Annotated in this window: 23 protein-coding genes and 1 pseudogene; 8 read left to right on the forward strand and 16 right to left on the reverse strand. The window is 72.2% G+C overall.

All coding sequences use genetic code 11. The annotated features are described in order from the left end of the window. Window positions 1–13 precede the first annotated feature (13 nt). Window positions 14–421 carry a MerR family transcriptional regulator gene (locus CP975_RS32720; RefSeq protein ID WP_055531865.1) on the forward strand — a complete coding sequence of 136 codons (408 nt, stop codon included), beginning with the start codon at window positions 14–16 and terminating at the stop codon, window positions 419–421. 13 nt (window positions 422–434) lie between these two features. On the opposite strand, the gene CP975_RS32725 is transcribed toward CP975_RS32720, so the two are convergent. Continuing rightward, a complete protein-coding gene (locus CP975_RS32725) occupies window positions 435–1,160 on the reverse strand; it encodes a leucine-rich repeat domain-containing protein (RefSeq protein ID WP_199783034.1) in 726 nt (241 codons plus the stop codon). A 195-nt stretch (window positions 1,161–1,355) separates the two neighbouring features. Between CP975_RS32725 and CP975_RS32730 the strand changes: the two genes are divergently transcribed. Next, entirely contained in the window at window positions 1,356–1,856 is a 501-nt protein-coding gene (locus CP975_RS32730; RefSeq protein WP_055535720.1) for a hypothetical protein, read from the forward strand. A 59-nt stretch (window positions 1,857–1,915) separates the two neighbouring features. On the opposite strand, the gene CP975_RS32735 is transcribed toward CP975_RS32730, so the two are convergent. Next, window positions 1,916–3,904 carry an N-acetylmuramoyl-L-alanine amidase gene (locus CP975_RS32735; protein ID WP_055535722.1) on the reverse strand — a complete coding sequence of 663 codons (1,989 nt, stop codon included), beginning with the start codon at window positions 3,902–3,904 and terminating at the stop codon, window positions 1,916–1,918. Window positions 3,905–4,285: 381 nt separating this feature from the next. After that, entirely contained in the window at window positions 4,286–5,476 is a 1,191-nt protein-coding gene (locus CP975_RS32740; protein ID WP_055535724.1) for an aminoglycoside phosphotransferase family protein, read from the reverse strand. A gap of 234 nt (window positions 5,477–5,710) precedes the next feature. Here CP975_RS32740 and CP975_RS32745 point away from each other — a divergent pair, with 234 nt between their 5' ends. Continuing rightward, window positions 5,711–7,213, forward strand: coding sequence for a DNA-binding protein NsdB (locus CP975_RS32745; protein ID WP_055535726.1), 1,503 nt, complete (start codon window positions 5,711–5,713; stop codon window positions 7,211–7,213). Between the two features lie 8 nt (window positions 7,214–7,221). Here the strand turns inward: CP975_RS32745 and CP975_RS32750 are convergent, their stop codons facing one another. Both CP975_RS32750 and hemC read right to left on the reverse strand, forming a co-directional pair. Then, window positions 7,222–8,658, reverse strand: a complete 1,437-nt coding sequence (locus CP975_RS32750; protein ID WP_055535728.1) for a PP2C family protein-serine/threonine phosphatase — start codon at window positions 8,656–8,658, stop codon at window positions 7,222–7,224. Between the two features lie 378 nt (window positions 8,659–9,036). Further along, window positions 9,037–9,972: a hydroxymethylbilane synthase gene (gene hemC / locus CP975_RS32755; RefSeq protein ID WP_055535730.1), complete on the reverse strand. Its 936-nt coding sequence runs from the start codon at window positions 9,970–9,972 to the stop codon at window positions 9,037–9,039. Window positions 9,973–10,224: 252 nt separating this feature from the next. Here hemC and CP975_RS32760 point away from each other — a divergent pair, with 252 nt between their 5' ends. Beyond that, window positions 10,225–10,695 carry a GNAT family N-acetyltransferase gene (locus tag CP975_RS32760; RefSeq protein ID WP_150477650.1) on the forward strand — a complete coding sequence of 157 codons (471 nt, stop codon included), beginning with the start codon at window positions 10,225–10,227 and terminating at the stop codon, window positions 10,693–10,695. A 57-nt stretch (window positions 10,696–10,752) separates the two neighbouring features. On the opposite strand, the gene CP975_RS32765 is transcribed toward CP975_RS32760, so the two are convergent. The 6 genes from CP975_RS32765 to CP975_RS32790 all read right to left on the reverse strand — a co-directional run bounded on the left by CP975_RS32765 (window position 10,753) and on the right by CP975_RS32790 (window position 16,364). After that, window positions 10,753–11,205 (reverse strand): peptidoglycan-binding domain-containing protein, encoded by a 453-nt coding sequence (locus CP975_RS32765; RefSeq protein ID WP_150477651.1) that lies wholly within the window; start codon window positions 11,203–11,205, stop codon window positions 10,753–10,755. Between the two features lie 301 nt (window positions 11,206–11,506). After that, window positions 11,507–12,100, reverse strand: a complete 594-nt coding sequence (locus CP975_RS32770) for a sigma-70 family RNA polymerase sigma factor (RefSeq protein WP_055528946.1) — start codon at window positions 12,098–12,100, stop codon at window positions 11,507–11,509. A gap of 86 nt (window positions 12,101–12,186) precedes the next feature. Further along, window positions 12,187–12,849: a hypothetical protein gene (locus CP975_RS32775; RefSeq protein WP_055528950.1), complete on the reverse strand. Its 663-nt coding sequence runs from the start codon at window positions 12,847–12,849 to the stop codon at window positions 12,187–12,189. A 112-nt stretch (window positions 12,850–12,961) separates the two neighbouring features. Further along, complete coding sequence (locus CP975_RS32780) at window positions 12,962–14,215, reverse strand: cation:proton antiporter (RefSeq protein WP_246201707.1); 1,254 nt, start codon at window positions 14,213–14,215, stop codon at window positions 12,962–12,964. A 4-nt stretch (window positions 14,216–14,219) separates the two neighbouring features. Next, the gene (locus CP975_RS32785; protein ID WP_030775806.1) at window positions 14,220–14,705 is read right to left on the reverse strand and encodes a cation:proton antiporter regulatory subunit; all 486 of its coding nucleotides are present in this window, start codon (window positions 14,703–14,705) and stop codon (window positions 14,220–14,222) included. Window positions 14,706–14,825: 120 nt separating this feature from the next. Next, a complete protein-coding gene (locus CP975_RS32790) occupies window positions 14,826–16,364 on the reverse strand; it encodes an ATP-dependent DNA ligase (protein WP_055528943.1) in 1,539 nt (512 codons plus the stop codon). Window positions 16,365–16,671: 307 nt separating this feature from the next. On the opposite strand from CP975_RS32790, the gene CP975_RS32795 reads away from it, so the two are divergent. Further along, window positions 16,672–17,085, forward strand: coding sequence for an SsgA family sporulation/cell division regulator (locus tag CP975_RS32795; protein ID WP_055528941.1), 414 nt, complete (start codon window positions 16,672–16,674; stop codon window positions 17,083–17,085). A gap of 68 nt (window positions 17,086–17,153) precedes the next feature. Here CP975_RS32795 and CP975_RS32800 read toward each other — a convergent pair whose 3' ends face one another. Continuing rightward, the gene (locus CP975_RS32800) at window positions 17,154–18,362 is read right to left on the reverse strand and encodes a D-alanyl-D-alanine carboxypeptidase family protein (RefSeq protein ID WP_055528939.1); all 1,209 of its coding nucleotides are present in this window, start codon (window positions 18,360–18,362) and stop codon (window positions 17,154–17,156) included. Window positions 18,363–18,463: 101 nt separating this feature from the next. After that, window positions 18,464–19,381 carry a TIGR03620 family F420-dependent LLM class oxidoreductase gene (locus CP975_RS32805; RefSeq protein WP_055528936.1) on the reverse strand — a complete coding sequence of 306 codons (918 nt, stop codon included), beginning with the start codon at window positions 19,379–19,381 and terminating at the stop codon, window positions 18,464–18,466. Window positions 19,382–19,533: 152 nt separating this feature from the next. Between CP975_RS32805 and CP975_RS32810 the strand changes: the two genes are divergently transcribed. After that, window positions 19,534–20,124 (forward strand): TetR/AcrR family transcriptional regulator, encoded by a 591-nt coding sequence (locus tag CP975_RS32810; RefSeq protein WP_055528934.1) that lies wholly within the window; start codon window positions 19,534–19,536, stop codon window positions 20,122–20,124. Between the two features lie 34 nt (window positions 20,125–20,158). Here the strand turns inward: CP975_RS32810 and CP975_RS36080 are convergent. The 3 genes and pseudogenes from CP975_RS36080 to CP975_RS32825 form a co-directional block, all read right to left on the reverse strand. After that, a pseudogene (locus CP975_RS36080) lies at window positions 20,159–20,236 on the reverse strand (DNA-binding response regulator); the annotation flags it as partial. Between the two features lie 184 nt (window positions 20,237–20,420). After that, window positions 20,421–20,909 (reverse strand): glutathione peroxidase, encoded by a 489-nt coding sequence (locus tag CP975_RS32820; protein WP_055528932.1) that lies wholly within the window; start codon window positions 20,907–20,909, stop codon window positions 20,421–20,423. An 11-nt stretch (window positions 20,910–20,920) separates the two neighbouring features. Then, a complete protein-coding gene (locus CP975_RS32825; protein ID WP_055528930.1) occupies window positions 20,921–21,730 on the reverse strand; it encodes an ABC transporter permease in 810 nt (269 codons plus the stop codon). A gap of 115 nt (window positions 21,731–21,845) precedes the next feature. Between CP975_RS32825 and CP975_RS32830 the strand changes: the two genes are divergently transcribed. Further along, entirely contained in the window at window positions 21,846–22,931 is a 1,086-nt protein-coding gene (locus CP975_RS32830; protein ID WP_055528927.1) for an S-(hydroxymethyl)mycothiol dehydrogenase, read from the forward strand. Next, complete coding sequence (locus tag CP975_RS32835; protein ID WP_055528925.1) at window positions 22,931–23,587, forward strand: MBL fold metallo-hydrolase; 657 nt, start codon at window positions 22,931–22,933, stop codon at window positions 23,585–23,587. The genes CP975_RS32830 and CP975_RS32835 overlap by 1 nt, the downstream gene beginning before the upstream one ends. The last annotated feature ends 4 nt before the right edge of the window (window positions 23,588–23,591 follow it).

The following is a 23,591-nucleotide window of genomic DNA, read 5'->3' on the forward strand; positions in this document are numbered from 1 at the left end:
AGCGGGGGAATCGATGTTGATCGGGGAACTGGGCCGCCGGACGGGCGTCAACACCCATCAGTTGCGCTACTACGAGGCCCAGGGGTTGCTGGAGGCGGACCGCGGCGCGAACGGCTACCGCGAGTACGACGAGAGCGCCGTGCTGCGGGTGAAGCAGATCCGGCACCTGCTCGGGGCGGGTCTGTCCTCCGAGGACATCGCCTACCTGCTGCCGTGCGCGGTCGGAGAGGCCCCGGAGCTGCCCGGGTGCCCCGAGCTGCTGGCCGCGATGAGGGCACGGCTGCGGCGACTGGACGAGCAGATGGAGCAGCTCGCCCGCTCCCGCGCCGCCCTGACCACGTACGTGGACACGGCCGAGCGCATGGGTGCCGAGAACTATCCGCCCTTCGACGGCAGCGACCAGGAGCCCGTCCCCGCCTGACCGACCTGAGCGGTCAGCGCAGGACCACGCAGCCCCGGGCCTCCAGGGCCCGCAGTAGCCGGTCGCTGACGCGTATGTCGTTCCAGCGCAGGTCCAGCTTCTCCAGCGCCGGCAACTCCGCCACCCAGTCGGGCAGTTCCGTGAGGTGGTTGGCGCGCAGGTCGACGCGGCGCAGGAGAGGAAGGCCGCGCAGGGCCGCCGGGACGGCCGTGAACGCGTTCTCGCGCAGGTCAAGTTCGCGCAATGCCGTCAAGTCGCCCATGGACGCGGGCAGTTGCCGCAGACGGTTGCCGCGCAGCCACAGCTCGCGCAGCGCGGTGAGGGTGCCGATCGTCTCCGGCAGCCGGGTCAACGCGTTGTGCTGGGCGCGCAGTTCCACCAGTCCCGCCAGGCTGCCCAGCGTTTCGGGAAGTGCGGTCAGACGGTTCTCCCCGACGTTCAGATACGCGAGCCGGGTGAGGCGGCCGAGGGACGCGGGCAGCTCGGTGAGCGCGTTGTCGTGCAGATAGAGGCAGCGGCTGAGCGACGACAGGTCGCCGAGCCCGGCCGGGACCGTGCGCAGCTTGTTGTGCCCGAGGTCGAGAGTGTGCAGCGCCTTGAGCGTGCCGATGCGGGCGGGCAGCCGCGTCAGCGCGTTGTCGGCCAGGATCAGGACCTCCAGACGCGGGCGCTGCCAGACCTCGTCCGGTACGTCACTCAGGCCCGCGCGCCAGTAGTCCAGCACGCATACGTCCGTCATGTGGGGGACTCCGCTGTCGAGGGGGCGCCATTATGCCCGGGTCGGCCCGGACAGGGTCTCCCGGGTCGCCCCGGGCAGCCCGATGCCCACCGCCTGTGTCGCCGCGGTCGAGCCCTCCCCCGCGCCGCTCCCCGCGCCCCCGCGAGGCACGCGCCCCCGCGCCGGAACGCCCGGCGGGCCACGTACCATGGGCGCATGTCCTTCCTCCGCCGCCGCAGCTCCGCCACCCCCGCGGGCCCGGACTTCGATGTCCTGGCCATGGATCCCGGTGACTGGCCCGGCAATCTCGGCGCGGGCCTGCTGCCCGCCCCCGACGGCAGCTGCCAGGGCGTCTTCCTGCGCTACGACCTCTTCGGCGGCCGCGGCCCCGCAATGATCATCGGCAACCTCCCGAAGGGCTCCCCCGCGCGGGAGACCGCCGAGGGCGAGGTCCCCTTCGAGGTGGCCCAGCTGCTCATCGCCCTGGAGAACGAGGAGGACGTCACGGTCGTCTCCGCGGAGGACATGCCGGTGATGCAGGGCGACAACCTCCTCATCGTGCGCCGCCTGAAGCTGTCGGAGAGCCGCATCTCATGCGTGCAGTTCGACCGCAGCGACAACGTCCTGGTGACCATCGCCGCCTGGGACCGGCCGATCACCGACGATCTGTACGCGCTTTTGAAGCCGCTGCCCGCGGAGCTCTTCCAGCAGGTCTGACCGCCCCCGCCGGGCCCGGGCCGCTCACGCGGACCCGGAGCCGGCCGTGTCCCACGGCCTCACGAACCCGACCGCACCACCTGCACATCCGCGGCCCGCACATACCCGATGCGGTGCCCGTACTGGATCACGTAGTACATGTCCTTGCCGCGCACCACCGTGTGCCGCGCGGTGTCGAACGTCGGCGCGTAGAAGTACTCGCCCGGCACCTTGTCGCCGGTCACGTACTTCTGGCCCGCCGGGATGCGGTACGGCAGCGGGGTGACCGGCTGGACGGGGACGCCCGCCGGGTACGCCTCCTTCTCCGGGTACGCGCGCCCGTACACCGGGATCTCGCTCGCGCCCTCCTTGGGCGTCACCACGAACCCCTTCGCGTCGACCGCGGTGCGCTGCTTCCCGGGGTTCTTGAACCACGCCTTCTGACCCAGATACCAGACGGCGGTCCAGTCGCCCTGACGGTCCGCGACCGCGTACTGCTGGCCGGTGGAGAGCCGCGCCCCGACGTCGTTGACGTCGATCGTGGAGGGCTGGCCGCCCGGCCGCTTGCCGATGTCCTTGATCAGCGGCGCGTCGTCACGCGGCTCGGTGTGGACACGCACCGCCGCCGAACCGTGCGGCACGCACTTCTCGCCCGGCTTGGCGCAGCCCGTGTACTCCGGCCGGTTCTCGGAGTACTGGGGAGCGATCGTCACAAGACCGCCGCTCGGGCCCGCCGTGCGGTGGAACGGCTTGCCGAGCAGAGTGAAGTAGTGCTGCCAGTCCCAGTACGGGCCCGGGTCGGTGTGCATCCCCGGGATCGTGGCGGGGACGGTGCCCTGGACGTTGTCGTGGCCGAGGATGTGCTGCCGGTCCAGCGGAATGCCGTACTTCTTGGCGAGGTACTTCACCAGCCGGGCCGACGTGCGGTACATGGCCTCCGTGTACCAGGTGTCGGGAGCGGTCAGGAAGCCCTCGTGCTCCAGGCCGATCGACTTGGCGTTCACGTACCAGTTCCCCGCGTGCCAGGCGACGTCCTTGGCCTTCACGTGCTGGGCGATGTGGCCGTCCGTGGAGCGCAGGGTGTACTGCCACGACACATAGGTCGGGTCCTGCACCATGTTCAGGACGCCCTCCCACCGGCCCTCGGTGTCATGGACGATGATCGAGTCGATGCTCTGGCTCTTGGGCCGGTTCGACTTGTCGTGGTTGCCGTAGTCCGGATTGCCGCCCGGGTCCTTGAACTCCTCGTACGGGGCCGGGATCCACTCGCACGACACCGTCTTCGGGCACTCCGTCTCACCCGGGGCCGCCTCGCGCAGCCCCATCCGCTTCAGCTGCGCCGCGTCGGGCCGCAGACCGGGCTCCGCAGGGAGAGCCACACGCTGGCCCGCGTCCGTGGTGCGCCGCTCGCCGTCGCGGATGACGGCGAACACATCATTGGCGTACGTCGCCGCCGTCGCCTCGTCGTCCGCCCCGGAGAAGCGGGCGATCGCGCCGTACCAGTCGGCCGGGTCGGCGCTCAGCGGTTTGCCGAGCTTCTTCTGCGCCGCGGCGAGCAGGGCGGCGCCGCCCTCCACATTCGCGGCGGCGTCGGTACGCAGCTCCTCGGCCGGCATGCCGGTCAGCTCGGCCGCGCGGGGCAACGTCCTCAGCCGCGCCGGAAGATCGGACTCCGCGGGCACTTCCGCCCTCGGCGGCGGCATCGGACGCGAGGTGTCGCCGCGCGGGTCCTCGTCGCCCTCGCTGTGGTGAGGGGCCGAGGCCAGGGCGGTGCGCGCGTCGGTGAGGTGCATGGGGCCGTAGCCTCCGGTGACGCTGGCCGCGCCGCCATGCGCGTCCCAGCGGGACTGGAGGTAGGAGACGCCGAGCAGCACGCTCTGAGGCACGCGGTACTCGGCGGCGGCGGACGCGAAGGCGCCCTGGAGATCGGTGGCGGACGCCTGTCGCGGAGCGCCGGACGACGGGGCCGCGCCGAGGAGCGGCACCAGCAGCCCGGCCGACGCGAGGGCGCCCGCCGTCCTGATGGTGCGTCTGCGCGCCGACGAGGTACGGGCGGTGGTTCCTCGCAATGCAGCCTCCTGGGACTTCAGGGCCGATGAAGCGTGACGGGGCGTGCGGGGCCGGGCGTGCGTCAGTGGTACCGGCTCTCCGACGATCCGTCAATCATGCCCAGGACAAGTGATTTCCCATGTCAGCCTCGGTCCCGGCGGGTCAAGGGCGGACTTTCGCCGGGGCAGGCCCCACCGCCTGCGACGCGTCAGTGGCGTGGACCAATGAGCAGCGTGGAAGCCACCTGTTCGGAGGAGCCGGAATCAAGGCACCAGGGAAGTGGGGGAGCGGGGGCCGGCAGAGGCATAGGCCGGTGTGCCATTCCCGAGGACATAGACCAGAGGCATACAAAAATCCGCGGTGTGCCCGTGCCCTGGGCGCACCGCGGACCTCTGCCCCCGTCAGCGCGTGCCGACCGCCGCCCGCACGGCCCGGCGGGCCATCTGGCAGTCGTCGTGCAGCCGCCTCAGCAGCAGCCGCTGTTCCTCGCCGGACGGTACGGCACCGGGGTGGACGGGGCCCGAGGCCGCCGCCGGGGCCGATTCGTGCATCGAGCGCTGCACGGCCGTTTCGTACGTACGGATCTCGCGGGTCAGCACCAGCATCAGATTCACCAGGAACGCGTCCCTCGCCGCGGGACCCGCCGACTGCGCCAGCTGACTGATCTCGCGCCGCGCCACCGGCGCGTCACCGAGCACCGTCCACAGCGTCGCCAGGTCGTAGCCCGGCAGATACCAGCCCGCGTGCTCCCAGTCGACCAGGACGGGCCCGGCGGGCGAGAGCAGGATGTTCGAGAGCAGGGCGTCGCCGTGGGAGAACTGCCACATGGACTCGGGCCCGTCGCCCTGGTGGACGGCCGAGTGCGCGATGCCGTGCAGCAGCTTCTGCAAGTCACCCATGTCACGGTCCGTCAGCAGCCCCAGCTCGTGGAAGCGGGAGATCCGCCGGCCGTAGTCCATCGGCCTGCCGAACATCTCCGTCGGCGGTCGCCACTGGTTCAGCCGCAGGACGGAGCCGAGCGCCGCCCGGATGTCCGCCCGCGGCGGGGCCTCGATGGGGTGTCGCTGGAGTGCCGCCACCCGCCCCGGCATCCGCTCGATCACCAGCGTGCAGTCCTCGGGATCGGCGGCGATCAGACGAGGTACCCGCACGGGCGGGCGGTGCCGGACGAACGAGCGGTAGGCCGCTATTTCGTGCCGGATCCGGTCGGTCCACAGGGGGGAGTGGTCCAGTAAACACTTGGCGACGGCCGCACCCCGCCCCGCCGTACCGACGAGCAGGACGCTGCGCCCGCTCCGGCGGAGCACCTGCACGGGATTGAACTCCGGGCAGATGCGGTGCACCGAAGCAATCGCGGTGCGCAGTTGCGCCCCCTGGGGGCCGGACAAGTCGAGTCTCCCGCTGAGCGGTTGAGTGCCGGATCCCGGCACGCGACGCGTCCGGCCGGCGCCGAGCTGTGCGGCGCCGGGCCGCAGAGCCTCCAAGTAGGGGCCGCTCCCCGGGGAAGGGGGCACCTCCCGGCCCCGGGGAGCCGGGGGGCACGGGTGGAGCGGCCGGGGCGGGGCGGACACGGAGGACGATGCTGCGTACATGGGCGATACAGATCCCTTCGTGTGCCTGTGAATTGCGTGCGCCTCCCGCCCCGATCGCGTCGGGAGCACCCTGGGGAGTGCCTTGCGGCGACCGGGTCGGGGTGGCGCACTCCTACCTGACACCCGGCCTCCCCTGGCACACCATCTGGCGCACCCTGGCGAACCCTGGCGAATAGTCGCTCAGCAACTGACAGAGGGTTACTGTCAACTCAGCCGAGAACCTGGGGGCTTGACGTGAACGGACAACCCAACACCCGCCTTTCGGACCTGTTCGGCCTGGCCGGCTGGTCCAAGGGTGAGCTGGCGAGACTGGTGAACCGGCAGGCGGCGGCGATGGGCCACCTCCAGTTGGCCACCGACACCTCGCGGGTGCGGCGGTGGATCGACATGGGGGAGATCCCGCGCGATCCGGTGCCGAGGGTGCTGGCTGTTCTGTTCACCGAGCGTCTCGGCCGTGTCGTGACCATTGAGGATCTAGGTCTGGTCCGGCACGGGCGCCCAGGGAAGCGGCGCGGCGACGGGAGTGTGGAGCACCCCGACGGCGTGCCGTGGGCGCCCGAGCGGACAGCCGCGGTCCTCACCGAATTCACGGGAATGGACCTCATGCTCAACCGACGCGGCTTGGTGGGCGCGGGCGCTGCGCTTGCCGCAGGCTCCGCACTCAGCAGCGCCATGCACGACTGGCTGCACACCGATCCGGCCCTCGCGGCCGACGCCCCCCGTCTCACCGACCCCCTGCACGCCGACCCCGCCGGATTCGACCGCTATGAGGCCGCACCCATCGGGTCGCAGGAGATCGAGGAGCTGGAGCGCTCGGTCGAGGTGTTCCGCGCCTGGGACGCGGCCCGCGGTGGCGGGTTGCAGCGCAAGGCCGTCGTGGGCCAGCTCAATGAAGTGGGCGGCATGCTCGCCTACCGCCACCCCGACCATCTCCAGCGCCGCCTGTGGGGCGTCGCCGCCAACCTCGCCGTCCTCGCGGGCTGGATGTCGCACGACGTCGGCCTGGAGCCCACGGCCCAGAAGTACTTCGTCATCGCGGCGCACGCGGCACGCGAGGGCGGCGACCGCCCGCGCGCGGGGGAGGCCCTGTCGCGGGCCGCGCGCCAGATGGTGCACCTCGGCAAGCCGGACGACGCCCTGGACCTGATGAAGCTCGCCAAGTCGGGTGCGGGGGAGGAGGCCCTGCCCCGCACCCGGGCCATGCTGTACACCATCGAGGCCTGGGCGCAGGCGTCGATGGGGCACGGTCAGGCGATGCGGCGCACGCTCGGTCTCGCCGAGGACCTCTTCGTCTCCGACAAGGGGGACGTGCCGCCGCCGAGCTGGATGCAGATGTTCGACGAGGCGGACCTGCACGGCATGCAGGCCCTCGCCTACCGCACGCTCGCCGACCACGAACCGGCCGCGGCGAACATCGCGCAGCGGCACGCCAAGGCGGCCATCGAGCTGCGGGCCAAGGGGCACGACCGGTCGCAGATCTTCGACTACATCTCGCTGGCGTCGGCCTGCTTCATCGCCGACGACCCCGAGCAGGCCGACCGGTACGCGCGGTTGGCGCTGGTGTCGATGGGCGCCAACTCCTCCCATCGCACCTGGGACCGGCTGCGCGAGATGTACCGCCTGACGGCGCACTACGCCGGATACCCGAAGATCAAGGACCTGCGCGAGGAGATCAAACACGCGCTGCCGAGGGGCGCCAAGGGAGTCAGGGGGGCGGGGAGGACAGCGAGGGTGTAACCACTCACTCAGCAGCGAGCGATCAACAGGCAGGCGTCGTCCTCGCGCGCGGCCTCACCGAACTCCTCGACGAGGGCCCGCACGCCGTCCTGTGCCGTGCGTGCCTCGGTGAGCCGGGGGGCGAGGGAGAGCAGCAGGTCCGTCGCCGCGTCCCTGTCATGCCGCGGCACGAGGCCGTCGGTGTGCAACAACAACAGGTCTCCGGGCAGCAGTTGTTCCTCGGCCTGTTCGTACGCCGCTCCACAGGCGGCGCCGAGCAGCACGCCGGACGGCGGCGTCAGCGCGCGCCCCGTCCCGCCGCGGAACAGCAGCGGCGCGGGGTGTCCGGCCTGCGCCCAGGCGAGCCGGTGGGTGGCGGGGTCGTAGCGGCAGCAGATCGCGCTGCCGAGAGCGGGCTGGGCCGTGGCGTCCAGCAGGTCGTTGAGCCAGCCCATGAGCCGGCCGGGCGGGGCGCCCGCGACCGCCATGCCGCGCAGCGCGCCGAGCAGCATCGCCATGCCGGAGGTCACGGTGACGCCGTTCCCTGTGAGGTCGCCGACGCTCAACAGGGCCTGGCCGTCGGGCAGTTCCATCGCGTCGAACCAGTCGCCTCCGATGAGTGAGCCGACCGAGGAGGGGAGGTAGTGGGCGGCGAGGTCGAGCCGGGCGGGGCCGTTGTGCGGAAAGCGCAGTGCGCCGCGCCACGGCGGCAGGACCGCCTCCTGGAGTTCGACCGCGAGCCGGTGCTCGGTCTGCTCGATCTCGCGGCGGCGCCGCAGGGATTCCTGGGTCTCGCGCAGGACGCGCTGGCTGCGCCGCAGTTCGCTGACGTCCCGCAGGACCGCCCACATGGAGGCGGTGGAGCCGTCGGCGGCGAGGACGGGCTCGCCCATCATGTGCACCTGGCGCACGTCCCCGCCGGGCCGCACGATACGGAACTCGCCGTCGATGGGCTTTCCGTCGACCAGGCAGTCCGTGACCATCGCGGTCAGCAGGGGCTGGTCGTCGGCGTGGACAAGGGAGGGGAGTTCGTCGAGGGAGAGCGGGGGAGCGGCCCGGTCGCGGCCGAGGATGGCGTACAGCTCGCAGGACCAGCTGGCCTCGTCGGTGAGGAGGTTCCACTCGGCGCTGCCCACCCGGCTCAGGAGCGATCCTCGGCGCGGATCGGTGGGCCGGGACGGATCGGTGGGCCGGTGCGCGGCCGGCGCCGCGGGCTCTCCCTCGGCCCGCGGCGGGCCGTCCCGCAGCTGGGCGAGATGGTCGTCGAGGTCGTCGAGTTGGTGGACGGCCAGATCGCAGAGGGCTCGCTGCCAGCGCCCCGCCGGGTCTCCCTGGTCGGCCACGGCCTCGCGCCGTACGGCGTCGACGTCGCCGCGGAGCCGGCGCGTCTGCGAGATCAGCGCGTCGACCGCGCCGCGCTCCGGCGGCTGGGCGGCGGCGTGGTCCGCGAAGACATGGGACGGCATGGGTGCTCCGGTGGAGGTGCGGTGCGACCGATTTGGCGGGTGGTGGACCGCTAACGACTTTCGCACAGCGGGAGGGGGCTCGTAAGGGATTTGGCAACACCCGATGCGGTGTTGCTTGTGACATATGCCTTTGTCCTGCGGGGGTGATCAGACGTTCGCGGTCGTCCGGTGATCTGCGTCGCTCAGGCAACCCTTCCCGCGCCGGAGGGGGCGCCCCGCCAGGAGCGCCCCGAAGGGGCGCGGGGAACTGCGCGCGCAACCACGACGCGCCCGCGGCTAAGACGCCACCCTCGGAAGGGGGCCAGCAGCAGTACTCCTACCACCGCGAGCACCAGGGAGAGCGTTTCTCGCCCAGTTCGGAACGGGGCGGGGCGGGTGTCAGTGAGCGATGCCGTCGATCAGCTCCCGGGCGCCCTGGCGCAGCAGGGCGACGGCCACGGACGTGCCGAGCGTCGCCGGGTCGAGCGGGCCCGCCCACTCGTGCGCGTTGAGCACCGTCTTGCCGTCGGGTGTGAAGACGCAGGCGCGCAGTGACAGGTCACCGCTGCGCTCCGAACGCGCGTACCCGGCGATCGGGGAGTTGCAGTGGCCTTGCAGGACGTGCAGGAACATGCGCTCGGCCGTCGCCTCCCGCCAGGCGTCCTTGTCGCCGAGGCCCGACACCGCGTCGATGGTCGTCGTGTCGTCCTCGCGGCACTGGAGGGCGAGGATCCCCGCCCCGATCGGCGGGCACATCGTCTCCACCGACAGGATCTCGCTGGCCAGGTCGGGGCGGCCGATGCGCTCGAGGCCGGACTGGGCGAGCAGCAGCGCGTCGGCGTCGCCCGCGGCGAGCTTCTCCAGGCGGCGCCCCGCGTTGCCGCGCATCGGTACGCACTCCAACTCGGGGTGGGATGCGGCGAGTTGAGCGCGGCGGCGCACCGATGACGTGCCGATGCGGGTGCCCGCGGGCAGCTCGTCCAGGGTGAGCCCGCCGGGGTGGATGAGCGCGTCCCTGATGTCGTCCCGCTTGAGGAACGCGGCGAACGTCGTCCCCGCGGGCAGCGGCCGGTCCGCGGGCACGTCCTTGACGCAGTGCACCGCGAGATCCGCCTCATTGGCGAGCAGCGCCGCGTCGACCTCCTTGGTGAAGGCCCCCTTGCCGCCGAGGTGCGCCAGATCGCCCATCCAGCGGTCCCCGGAGGTCGTCACCGGCACGACCTCGGTACGGATGCCGGGATGCTGCGCGGCGAGTTCGGCACGGACGCGCTCCACCTGGGCCAGGGCCATGGGTGAGGAGCGGGAGACGATGCGGATCAGCTCAGGAACGGACATGCGGTCCACGATAGAGGCTGCCGAGCGGTGCCCAGGACGGCCGTCCAACTGATCAAAGGACTGTCCGCACGGGCGAGTTGCCCCCGGAGGGGGCGTCCGCGTCCGCGCCCCCGCCGCCTGCCGCCGGGCGCGGCTCGTCCCCTTCGCGCACCCCCGCCACGTCCCGCTCGGCATGCGTGACCAGGGGGCGCCTCATAGCGTGAGGTGGACGAAGCCGCGGCCGAGCGCCGCACCCGCCCCCTGGGAGGCCCCATGCCCACCCCCGCCGCGCCCGAGCGCCCGGTGATCGGTCTCGCGCCGATGACGGCCACCCATCTGGCCGATGTGCTCGCGCTGGGCCGGAGGGTCTACGACACCTCCGTGAAGCCCTATACGTCCTGGTCGCTCTCGGCGATCGCGGGCCACCTCGACAGCGAGGCGTCCGCCTGCTGGGTGGCGCTCGACGGAGAGCGGCTCGCCGGGTTCGTGCTCGGCTCGATGGGTTTCGACCAGCGTGCCGACTGGGGCAACCTGGAGTGGATCGCGAGCGCCCCCGAGTACCAGGGCCAGGGCGTCGCGAGCCGACTGGTGAAGGCCTGCTGCGCGACGCTCACGGAAGCGGGCGCGAGTGCCGTGGTGACCGACGTGGAGTCCCGTAACACCGCGTCGGCCGCGCTGATGCGGAGCAACGGCTTCGAGGCGAGCGTGTCGGTCACCCTGTTCGTACGCGAGACGCCCCGGTAGCGGCGTCCGCGCCGTCGGGCGGCGCGCCGGCCAGGGCACGCCGCCCGACCGCGGTCACTAGACCGCGTTGGCGAAGCGCTTGAACGCGGCCTTCGTCCCCGCCCCGGCGATCCCGTCGATCGCGCCCGTGTAGCCCCAGCTGTGCTTCAGCAGACGCTGCAACGCCTTGATGGTGTTGGTGCCGGGGACGCCGTCGATCGAGCCGGTGTAGCCCCAGTTCGCCTTCAGGCAGCGCTGGAAGGCCTTCCAGCTGTTGGTGCCCAGCTGTCCGTCGATCGAGCCGGTGTAGCCCCAGTACGTCTTCAGCCAGCGCTGGACGTTCTTCGCCTGGGCGGCGCTCAGGCCCAGGTTGTTCACCGCGGCCGGGGTGACGGCCTCGGCGCTGACCACGGGCTTGGCGACCGTCTCGCTCGCCGCGAAGCTGGTGGCCGCCCCCGCCAGGCTCCCGGCGGCGATGCCGACGACGGCGGTGGCGCTGATCAGTGTCCTCGCCAGAATGTTCGAACGCATGGTTCCCCCTTGGGGTCGAGGGCGGCACCTGACGCGGCACGCGCACTCATCGCGGCGCGCGTGCCGGTACTTCGGTCGTCGTCGATCCCGCCCACTGTCGGTTGTCGTGCGCCGAAGCGGCCCGGGCCCTGCTGGACCCCGCCCGCCCCGGCGCACGGACAGAAGCTACTTCGCGGCGAATTCGCGTTCGTCAACCCGGGAGTTGAGGTTTCGATCAACCAGCGGTTGACGGGCGTCTCCATCCACCGCGGTAGCGCCGCGGGGCGTACAACTTCCGCGGTACTCCCTGCCCGTCGGCCGCTCAGGCCGCCCGGTCCGCCTCGACCAGCAGCGCGGTCACCCGCTCGCGTGCCCGCGCCACCCGCGAGCGCACCGTGCCGACCGGGCACCCCGCGACGTCCGCGGCGTCCGCGTACGGCAGCCCGGCGAGCTGGGTCAGCACGAACGCCTCGCGGCGCGGTGCGTCGAGCGTCCGCAGGAGGTCGAGCAGGGCCACTCCTTCCTCGAACCCGGGCAGCCCGCGCGGCTGCGCGCGCTCCGCCGCCACCTGCCAGTCGGCTGTGTCCGCCACCCGGGGCCGGGCCGCCGCCGTGCGGAAACGGTCGGCGACGGTCCGGCGCGCGATCGCGAGCAGCCAGGTGCGGGCGCAGGAGCGGGCCGCGTATCCGCGCAGCGCGGTCAGGGCGCGCAGGTACGTCTCCTGGGTCAGGTCGTCGGCGCCGTGCAGGTCGCCGCTGAGGTGGGCCACGAAACGCCAGACGTCGAGCCGGGTGGCCCGCACGAACCGCTCGAACGCCGCGGCGTCGCCGTCACGGGCGGCGAGCGCCCACTCGGTGATGAGGTCGTCCCGGGCCTGGTCACGGCGGCGCCCAGAGTGCAAAAGGGTAGGAGTCATCGCAAAAGGTCCTTCGGTCAAGAGAGTTCGAGGAACGGCGCGCGAACGCCGAAGATCCGCCCGGCACCAAGGGGGTGCGGGCGGTTTCAGGAACTGACCGGAAGGACCGGTGGACCTCTGCGGGAGACGTCGTACGGGAGCAGGGCCCCGCGCAGCCGCGGCACGGGCACGAGCGTGCCGACATGGGGCGGCGAAGGAGGGAGGGCGGCGACGAGGACCGTGAGGACGAGCCGCAGCGGTACGAAGGCGGCAGCGGCGAGCGCGCGTCCCGTGCGGAACGCGGCGGCCTCGCCGCGCCACAGCCACAGGGCGCAGATCAGCGCGGCGAGGAGGTGGGCCAGGAACATGCCGGAGGCGCTGTGCCCGAACAGGGCCATCACCCAGTGGGACGCGCCCGAGTCCGGCATGGCACCGGCGGCGGCATCGGCGGCCGGCATCGGCATCGGATGGTTCATGTGGTTCATGCCGTCACCGGCCGGTACGGGTGGCGGGCCCATCCGCTGCGCCACGCCGAACAGCTCGTGCAGAGCCAGCTGCGCCCCGACGGTGGCGCCGATGACCGTCGGCGCCCCGCGCTCGCGCCCCGTCAGCCACCACGCGGCGGCCGACGTGGCGGCGAACGCGTAGCCCACCGCCCACCAGGGCAGCGAGGCGCCGGACATCAGCGCATGACCGAAGGCCGTCGTCACGACGCACACGGCCGCGAACACGGCGGCTCGTGCGAGGCGGAACGCGGGCCCTGAGGTCATGAGGAGCATCGTGCCAGGCGCCGGGACGGCGGGGGGAGCCGAGTCCCGGACTTGCCCGAAGTGCACCCCCCTGCCCGCGTAGGCCACAGCGGTACCTCGGACCCCGCGTTCCTCAGGGCCGGTCCGGCACGTCCTGGCCGTCCAGGGACTCGACCGGCCCCCGAGGGCCGGGCACCAGCGCCGTTTCGGCAGCGGCCTCGCGTCGGCGGGTGAGGAGACCGGCCACGGAACCCGCGATGGGCTGCGTGTATCGGGCGGTCAGGGGGCCCGCGATCACGAGGATCAGGACGTACGCCGTGGCCAGCGGTCCGAGTGAGGGTTCGATGCCGGCGGCGACCGCGAGGCCCGCGATGACGATGGAGAACTCACCCCGTGCCACCAGGGCGCCGCCCGCCCGCCAGCGGCCCTTCACGGAGATGCCCGCGCGGCGGGCCGCCCAGTAACCGGTGGCGATCTTCGTCAGGGCGGTGACGACGGCGAGTGCGAGCGCCGGGAGCAGTACGGGCGGGATGCTCGCCGGATCGGTGTGCAGTCCGAAGAAGACGAAGAAGACGGCCGCGAAGAGGTCCCGCAGCGGCGCGAGCAGCGAGTGCGCGCCCTCGGCGACCTCACCGGACAGCGCGATGCCGACCAGGAAGGCGCCGACGGCCGCGGACACCTGGAGCTGCTGCGCGATCCCCGCGACGAGGATGGTCAGACCGAGCACCACCAGGAGCAGCTTCTCCGGGTCGTCGCTGGAGACGAAGCGGGAGATGAGCCGTCCGTAGCGCACCGCGAGGAAGAGGACGAGCCCGGCCGCACCGAGCGCGATGGCGAGCGTGAGGCTGCCCGCGGCCCAGCCGACGCCCGCGAGCAGGGCGGTGATGATGGGCAGGTAGACGGCCATCGCCAGGTCTTCGAGGACGAGGATGCTGAGGATGACCGGCGTCTCGCGGTTGCCGAGCCGCCCGAGGTCCCCGAGGACCTTCGCGATGACGCCGGAGGACGAGATCCACGTGACCCCGGCGAGTACGACGGCGGCGACCGGACCCCAGCCCATGAGCAGCGCGGCGACCGCGCCCGGCAGGGCGTTCAGCGTGCAGTCGACGAGACCGGCCGGATACTGCGTCTTGAGGTTGCTGACGAGGTCGCTGGCCGTGTATTCGAGCCCGAGCATCAACAGCAGCAGGATGACGCCGATCTCGGCGCCGATGGCGACGAACTCCTCGCTCGCGCCGAGCGGCAGGAGACCGCCCTCGCCGAACGCGAGCCCCGCGAGGAGGTAGAGCGGGATCGGCGAGAACTGAAAGCGCCCCGCGAAGCGGCCGAGCAGCCCGAGGGCCAGGATGATCGCGCCGAACTCGATGAGGAAGACAGCGGAGTGCATGTGATCACTCCCGCCCGAGTATCGTCGCGGCGGTCTCCACGCCTTCGCGCGTGCCGATCACGATGAGGGTGTCACCGCCCGCCAGGCGGAAGTCGGGGGCCGGCGAGGGAATGGCGTCGGCCCGCCGCAGGACCGCCACGATCGAGACGCCCGTCTCGGTCCGCATCCGGGTCTCGCCGAGGAGCCGCCCGTTCCAGTACGAGGTGGCCGACAGCAGGACCCGCTCCGCGACCAGGCCGAGGTCCGTGGTGTGCAGCAGAGTGGGGCTGTGGTGCGAGGGCATCAACGCGTCGATCAGCGCTTCCGCCTCACCCGAACTCAGCCGCAGCGACAGGGCGCACTCGTCCGGATCGTCGGAGCGGTACGCACTGAGCGTCCGCGCTCCGTCCCGGTGCGCGACCACCGACAGGCGCCGGTGTTCTCGGGTCGTCAGGTCGTACCGGATGCCGATGCCTGGAAGCGGCGTACGGCCGAGGCGTGATGCGGGCACAGCTTTCCCCTTGTGCGATAGGTGATCATCCCGTGGTGTCACCCTATCGGGGTTAAGTGTTGGCAAAATTATGCGATAGCCACCCCGGTGCCGGATCGAGCCGAGAGGTGGCGGACCGGATCACGGGGTCCGCCGGGCCAGCACCGTTTCGACGGAGTCCGCCTGCTCCGGAGGCTTGTCCTCGCGGTAGCGCAGAACGCGGGCGAAGCGAAGGGTGACGCCGGCCGGGTAGCGCGTGGAGCGTTGCAGGCCGTCGTAGGCGATCTCGACGACCAGCTCGGGACGCACCTCCACGACGTGGCCGTTGTCGCTGACCGCCAGCTCCTGGAGGCGTTCGGTCTGCCAGGCGAGCATCGCGTCCGTCATGCCCTTGAACGTCTTGCCGAGCATCGCGTACGTCCCGTCGGGTCGCCGCGCGCCCAGGTGGAGGTTGGAGAGCTTGCCGGTGCGGCGGCCGTGGCCCCACTCGGCGGCCAGCACCACGAGGTCCAGGGTGTGCACCGGCTTGACCTTCAGCCAGGAGGCGCCCCGGCGGCCCGCGTTGTACGGGGCGTCGAGCGACTTCAGTACGACCCCCTCGTGACCGCGCCCCAGCGTCGCCTCGAAGAACTCCTGGGCCTCGCCGCGCTGCCCTTCGTCCTGGGGGGCGTCCACCACCGTGCGCCGTACCCGCATCGGCTCGGGGACCAGGGCGGCCAGTTCCGCGTGCCGTTCCGCGAACGGCTGGCCGAGCAGGTCCCGGCCCGCCACGGACAGGGCGTCGAAGAAGACCGGGGACAGGGGCAGACCCGCCGCCGCGGCCTCGACGTCCACGCGCGACCCCACCCGCCCCGCGATGTCCTGGAAGGGCCGCGGGCGCCCCTCGGCGTCCAGGGCGATGACCTCGCCGTCCAGGATGAAGTGCTCGCCCTTCAGCTCACGTGCGGCAGCCGTCAGTTCGGGCAGCCGGTCCGTGATGTCGTCCAGGGTGCGGGTGTAGACGCGTACGTCGTCTCCGCTGCGGTGGACCTGCACCCGGATGCCGTCCAGCTTCTCCTCGACCGCGCACGCGCCGAGCTTGTCGATGCCCTCGGCGACCGACGTGGCGCCGTGCGCGAGCATCGGCAGGACGGGACGTCCCACGGTCAGCCGGAACTCGTGCAGTGCCTCCGGTCCGCGCGTCAGCAGCGCCTGCGCCACGGGGCTCACCGCGCCGGCGAGCATGACCGAGCGGCGCACGGCGTCCGCCGGGGTCTCCGTGGCCACCGCGAGGCCCTCCACAGCGACGGCGTCCAGGGCGCCCTGCCGGACCTCGCCCGTGAGCAGTCCGACCAGGAACCGCTGCTCGTCCGCGGTGGCGGCGCCCATCAACGCGCCCACCAGGCGCCTGCGTTCCGCTTGGGAGCCAGTACCGGACACCGCGCCGATCGCCGTGAGCGCCTCGTCGACGCCGCGCACGGTGAGCGTCGGTTCGTCGGCTGGCGCTCCCGCGTCCTTGAGTGTGCTCCATCCGATGCCGAGCCGCCCCTGGGGCAGCCGCCCCGCCAGATAGGGGATGACGACCGGCACGTCCTCCGGCTCCGCCGCCCGGAACAACTCGGCGAGCAGAGCGATCTTCCGGGACCGCGCGGAGGTGGCGGCCACTTCTTTGGACACGTGTGCGAGCCGGGCGAGCAGCATGGGGCCATCCTGCAACGGGAGGGGTCGCGGCGCACGACCGGCTGGGACTGCTGTTCCACGAATCCACGTGTGCACTCCGCTGTGACGGGCACACGGACGGGCACATGGACAGGCGAGGAGAACGGCTCGACCGCACCGGCAGGCGGGTCGGATGTGTATATGTGACTGATGCGACGCAAGTGACGCAGGTCACATGGATCTCTTGGCGTGTTGCCGTAATGGCACCCCTCCTCACGGGGTCGTACGGGCACAGGGATCCCCCGAGCGGATCCCGAGAACTGGAAAAACGCAGAAGTGGAGCTCGATCATGGCCGTCACCCTCCAGCAGCCCACCCGCGCCCGCCTCATCGCCCCGGACGGACGTGAGTACGGCCTGCCCGTGGTCCTGCGCTACTCGGCCGAGGACCCGCTGGCGGTCCGGATCACGTTCCCCTCCGAGGCCTCCCTCGACGGCATGGAGGTCACCTGGATCTTCGCGCGCCAGCTCCTGGAGGACGGGCTCGGCGCCCCGTCGGGCGCCGGTGACGTGCACATCTGGCCGTGCGGCCGGGCGCGGACGGTGATGGAGTTCCACTCCCACGAAGGGCTGGCCCTCGTGCAGTTCGACAAGATCGACCTGCGCCGCTTCCTCACGCGGTCGTACGCCGCGGTGCCCGCGGGCGGCGAGGAGCCGACCCTGGACCTCGACCAGGACCTCTCACGTCTGCTCGGCGGTGTCTGACAGGGGCCTGCGCACCCCCGCCATAGCGCCCACGGCCTCCCCGCCTGCCCGCGCCCCGCGCCCCTCGCTCACTCGACGAACCTCCTTCTCGCGCTTCTGCGCCGGGCCAGCGCGACCGCCCGCCGCCGCAGCGCCACGAGCACGCCCGCGAGCACGACCACCGAGCCCGCCGCGACCATCAGCACCGCGGGCCAGTCGGAACCGTCCGGCTCCCCCGACAGGGCGGTGGCCTGCGCGGCGGCGTGCGAGGGTCCCGACGCGGTGCGGGTCGCCTTCGGCGGCGGCAGCAGCGAACCCACGGGCCGCACCTTCCCGGCCGCCGCGAACCCCCAGTCGAGCAGCGACCTCGCCTCCTCGTACACGGCACGCGCCCCGCCCGTCCGAGGGTTCATCACCGTCACGACGAGGGTGCGCCCGCCGCGCTGGGCCGCGCTGATCAGCGTGGAACCCGCGTGGCTCGTGTAGCCGTTCTTGATGCCGAGCAGGCCGGGGTAGGGCGCGACGCCGTCGGCGCCGGTCAGCAGCCGGTTGGTGTTGTGGATGCGGTACGACCAGCCGCCGGCCGGGAATTTGGCCACAGGCGTGGAGCAGTAGCGGGAGAACTCCGGGTCGGCGAGCCCCGCCCTGCCGAAGACCGCCAGGTCGTACGCCGACGAGACCTGCCCTGCGGCGTCATAACCGTCGGGCGACACCACGTGGGTGTCCCGGGCGCCCAGCTCGCGGGCCTTGGCGCGCATCTGCTCAACGGTCTTGTGCAGCCCGCCGTTGAGCCCCGCGAGGACGTGCACGGCGTCGTTGCCGGAGCTGAGGAAGACCCCGCGCCACAGGTCGGCGACGCGGTAGGCGCGGCCGGGCGCCACGCCCACCAGGCTGCTCCCGTCGCCGACGTGGTCCAGCTCCTGCTCGGTGACGACGTGCCGCCGGTCGGCGTCGAGACGGGGGAGCGCCGTCAGGGCGAAGAGCGACTTGAGCGTGGAGGCGGGCGGCAGTGGCCGGTGCGCGTTCTTGGCGGCGAGCACCTCGCCCGTACGGGCGTCGGCCACCAGCCACGCGAGCGCGGTGACGCCACCGGGCAGCCCGGGTGCGTTGGGTCCCGGACGGACCTGGACGCCCGGCCGGTCGAGGAGGACGGACGTGTACGCGGGAAGCGGCCGCGGCGGCGCGGGCTCGGCCGGGACGTCGGTGGCCGAGACCGGTGTGGACAGGAGGACCAGAGCGCCGAGCGCGAGCGCCGCGGTGCTTACGGTGGAGGAGCGCGAAAGGTACCTGATGGCCATTCAGCCACCGTAGGAGCGCGGCCCCGAGTCCGCAGATCGGCTTCGCCCGGCTGGAGGTATCACCCCGTCACCTCGCTTGCGGCGCACGGGATCAGCCCATCTCAGAGGTGCGTCAGAGCGGGGGCGAGCTCGCGCCATTCCCGTCGCGGCAGGCCGGCCGGGTCGGCGGTCAGTGCTTGCAGGCAGACGTGGCTGGCGCCCGCTTCGAGGTGCTGCCGCACGCGTCGGTGGATCGCGTCCGTGTCTCCGTAGGCGACGATCGCGTCCACCAGTCTGCGACTCGGGCCGCCGACGATGTCCTCGTCCCCGAAGCCGAGGCGGCGGACGTTCGCCTCCTGGTGCGGGGCCATCGCGAGGTACCCGGCGACGTGCGCCGTGGCCACCTCCCGGGCTCGGTCGAGGTCATGGTCGAGCACGACGGCCTGCTCGACCCCGAGAAACGCGTCCGCCCCCATGATCTGGCGTGCCCGTGCGGTGTGCTCGACGGGTACGAAATACGTGTGCGCGCCCCAGGTGCGGTCGGCGGCCAGCTCCAGCATCTTCGGTCCCAGGGCGGCCAGTAGGCGACGGGGGGCCGGATCCGCCGTCAGGCCATGGACGGGCGACGCGTCCATGGCCTCCAGGTAGGAGCGCATCGTGGCCACCGCCCTGCCACGGGTCGGCACGGGGTAGCCGTCCACTTCGTGAACGGTGTCGTCGACGCGGTGTCCGCCCAGGCCGAGTACGTAGCGTCCCGGGAAGGCCTCGCCGAGCGTGCGCGCCGCGGCGGCGGTCGCGTTCGGTTCCCGGAAGGCGATATTGGCGATGCCGGACGCGACCGTGAGGTGACGGGTCGCCGACAGAAGCAGCCACGCCTGGCCCACCGTGTCGCGGCCGAAGGCCTCTCCGTACCAGAGGGCTCCGTAGCCCAGTTCCTCGATTTCCGCGGCCGATTCCCGCACGCGTGCGGCGGGCTGCTGGTCGTAGGCGAAGGTCCAGATCCCGACCCGGCCGAGCGCTGCCGATGGGCCGTCCGTCATGAGTACTCCTCGGTTGGAGCTTTCCGGAGAGGTTCTCCGGTTGAGGGCCGCTACGATACGGAGAACTTCTCCACTTGGCTATCCCCGCAGATCTATCCCCGCAGGCCTGTCTCCGGAGGCCTGTCTCCGGAGACACTTGAAGGGCAGGACTGATGACGACCGGACGCGACCGCGCCACCCAGCGGTTGAGGCGCGCGGACGCGCGCCTCAACCGGGAGCGCCTGGTAACCGCCGCGCACGAAGTGTTCACCGAAGCCGGTCCCGAGGCGTCCCTCAACGAGATCGCCCGCCGGGCCGGCGTGGGCCCGGGAACCTTGTACCGGCACTTCCCGAACCGCCAGACCCTGCTGACCGCGGTACTCGGAGACCGGATTGAGGCCCTGTGCGAGCAGGCGGAGAAACTGCGCACCTCGGACTCCGCCGACGACGCCCTGCGGCACTGGCTGGGCGCGTTCCTGGCCCACGCCCGCGCCCACCACGGCATGGGCAGCGCGCTGATGGTCAACGACCCCGGCGTGCCCGGCCCGGACTGCCATCAGTTGATCCTGAACGCGGCGGCCGGCCTGCTCACCCGGGCGCAGCATCAGGGAGCCGCTCGCGCCGACCTGACCGCCGATGACCTGGTCCGGCTCATCACCGGGATCGCACTCTCCACGCCCCACCACGAAGACACCGAACAGGCCGACCGTCTGCTGGCTCTCGTACTCGACGCCGTGTACGCGCCACCGCGCCGGGGCGGCTGATGCCGACCCCCGCCGCTGACCTTGGAACGACCGTCTAGGCGCTCCCGCCCGGGGTGACCAGACCCGTCTCGTAGGCGAAGACGACGGCCTGTACGCGGTCGCGCAGGTCCAGCACGCGGTCGCGGCCATCGCGGCCGGTTACCTACGGCGTCGCCGGCCTCTTCGTGCATCCGGTGCGGGCCGGGGCGCACAGCTCCCGGCCGGCTGGGCGGCCGGGGCGCGCGCCGCCCGAACAGGCTCGGGTGCCGAAGGGCGAACCGGCCTCGCGAGGACCTGGGGCTTCAGGAGCCCGCGTGTCAGGCGGGGAGGTTCTTCTCGAGGGCGGCGATGACCTCGGGCGCGTCCGGCTCGACCCGCGGGCCGAAGCGGGCGACGACCTCACCCGAGCCGTTGACCAGGAACTTCTCGAAGTTCCAGCGGATGTCGCCCGTGTGTCCCTCGGCGTCCGCCGTGTCGACCAGGCGCGCGTACAGCGGGTGCCTGTCCGCGCCGTTGACATCCACCTTCTCCGTCATCGGGAAGGTCACGCCGTACGTCGCCGAGCAGAACTCGGCGATCTCCTCGGACGTGCCGGGCTCCTGGCCCATGAACTGGTTGCAGGGCACGCCGAGCACGCTGAAGCCGCGCGGCCCGTACTGCTCGTGCAGGCGCTCAAGGCCCGCGTACTGCGGGGTGAGCCCGCACTTGGAGGCGACGTTGACGACGAGGACGGTCTTGCCCTCGAACTGGCGCAGGTCGGCCGAGCCGCCGCGCAGGGCGCCGATTTCTTCTTCGTAGACAGACATAGTGGCCGAGCCTACGCCCGACCCGGCACCCGTGGCGAAGGGCCCGGCTCCGCGCGGTGCAGGCGCCCCCGGGCGACCAGTTCGACGGTGAGGGCCACGGCCAGCGCCTGAACAGCCATCAGGGCGATCAGGACGAAGAGCTGCACGGCGCCCGCGAGCACCGGGGACGCCCCGCCCAGGAGCATGCCGACGAAGGCGCCGGGGAGGGTGACGAGCCCGACCGTGCGGGTCTGGTCGAGGCCGGGCAGGAGGGCGTCCGAGGCGGCTGGGCGGATCAGCTCCAGGCGGGCGTCGCGCTCGGCGAGGCCGAGGGCCAGGCCCGCCTCGAACTCGCCGTGCCGGGTGCGCAGTTCATCGAGGCAGCGGCGCCCGGCGAGCACCGTCGCCGTCAGCGCGCCGCCGATGAGGATGCCCGTCACGGGGATCATGGCGATGCCCCGTACCGGAAGCAGTCCGGCCAGGGTCAGACAGGCCACGACCGGGACGACAGGGCTCGCGACCGGCAGCGCCGCCCACCACCACGTGCCGTTCGGGGTGATGCGCCGCCCGGCGGTGCGCGCGGCCACCGCGAACATGAGCAGCAGGAAGGCGAAGAGCGCCGCCGTGTGGTGCACCACCCAGCCGATCGCCAGGGAGACCGCGGCCAGTTGCGCCGTCGCGCGGACCCCCGCGACCAGGACCTCGCGGGCCCGGCCACGCGACGCGTCGGGCGCGAGCCGGAAGACGGCCGCCGTCGCGGCGGCGACAAGCAGCAGCACGAGCAGGGCCACGGCGAGCGCCGTGTCGACCGGCAGCAGGGCCTGGGCAGCGAGATCACGCACGCGATCACCCTAGGTGGCGCGGCGCTCGGGCGCGTTCCGGTGCCGCTCGGGACACGGCGCGTGCGACCTGTAACGATGGGCGGGAAAGACGCGGAGACGAAGAAGGGCTGAAGTCATGGCGCAGCAGGTGCAGGGCGTGATCGCCCGCGCGAAGGGCGAGCCGGTACGGATCGAGACGATCACCGTCCCGGATCCGGGCCCGGGGGAAGCCGTGGTGAAGGTCCAGGCGTGCGGGGTCTGCCACACCGATCTGCACTACCGCGAGGGCAGCATCAACGACGACTTCCCCTTCCTGCTCGGGCACGAGGCGGCGGGCGTGGTCGAGTCGGTCGGCGAGGGCGTCACCGAGGTCGCGCCGGGCGACTTCGTGATCCTCAACTGGCGTGCCGTGTGCGGCCAGTGCCGTGCCTGTCTGCGCGGCCGCCCCCAGTACTGCTTCGACACGCACAACGCGCGGCAGAAGATGACCCTGGCCGACGGCACCGAACTCTCGCCCGCCCTCGGCATCGGCGCCTTCGCGGAGAAGACCCTCGTCGCCGCCGGGCAGTGCACGAAGGTCGACCCGGACGCCTCGCCCGCCGCGGCCGGTCTCCTCGGCTGTGGCGTGATGGCCGGCATCGGCGCCGCCCTCAACACCGGGAACGTCGGCCGTGGCGACTCCGTCGCCGTCATCGGCTGCGGCGGGGTCGGCAACGCCGCCGTCATGGGCGCCCGCCTCGCCGGCGCCGCGAAGATCATCGCCGTGGACATCGACGACAAGAAGCTGGAGACGGCCAAGGTCCTGGGCGCCACCCACACCGTCAACTCCCGCTCCTCCGACCCGGTCGAGGCCGTGCGCGAGCTGACCGGCGGCTACGGCGCCGACGTCGTCATCGAGGCGGTCGGCCGGCCGGAGACGTACGAACAGGCCTTTTACGCCCGTGATCTGGCGGGCACGGTCGTCCTGGTCGGGGTCCCGACTCCGGACATGAGGATCGAGCTGCCGCTCCTGGACGTCTTCGGCCGCGGCGGCGCGCTGAAGTCGAGCTGGTACGGGGACTGCCTGCCCTCGCGCGACTTCCCGATGCTCATCGACCTCCACCGTCAGGGGCGCCTCGACCTGGACGCGTTCGTCACGGAGACCATCGCTCTGGAGGACGTGGAGAAGGCCTTCGAGCGGATGCGACACGGCGACGTCCTGCGTTCGGTGGTGATGTTCTGATGGCGGCCGAGCCCCGGGCAAACGCGTCGGGCGCGCGCGTCGACCACCTCGTCACCTCCGGGACCTTCTCCCTGGACGGCGGCACCTGGGAGGTCGACAACAACGTATGGATCGTGGGTGACGACAGCGAGTGCGTCGTCATCGACGCCGCGCACGACGCGGACGCCATCGCGGAGGCGGTGGGGGAGCGGCGGCTCGTCGCGATCGTCTGCACCCACGCGCACGACGACCACATCGACGCGGCCCCGGCGCTGGCCGCCCGCACCGGCGCGCCGATCCTGCTGCACCCGGCCGACACCGAGCTGTGGAAGCAGAAGCATCCCGATCGCGCCCCGGACGGCGAGCTGGCCGACGGACAGGAACTGACCGTCGCGGACACGGCTTTGAAGGTGCTGCACACACCGGGCCACTGTCACGGCGCGGTCAGCCTGTACGCCCCGGCCCTCGGCACCGTCTTCACCGGCGACACGCTCTTCGCGGGCGGTCCTGGCGCCACGGGCCGCTCCTTCAGCGACTTCCCGACGATCGTGGAGTCCATCAGGGAGCGGCTGCTGACGCTGCCGCCCGAGACGGTGGTGCGCACCGGGCACGGGGACAGCACCACGATCGGCGCCGAGGCGCCGCAACTGGCGGAGTGGATCGCCCGAGGGCACTGACGCC

The sequence above is a fragment of the Streptomyces alboniger genome, assembly GCF_008704395.1.
Classification (GTDB): Bacteria; Actinomycetota; Actinomycetes; order Streptomycetales; family Streptomycetaceae; genus Streptomyces; species Streptomyces alboniger.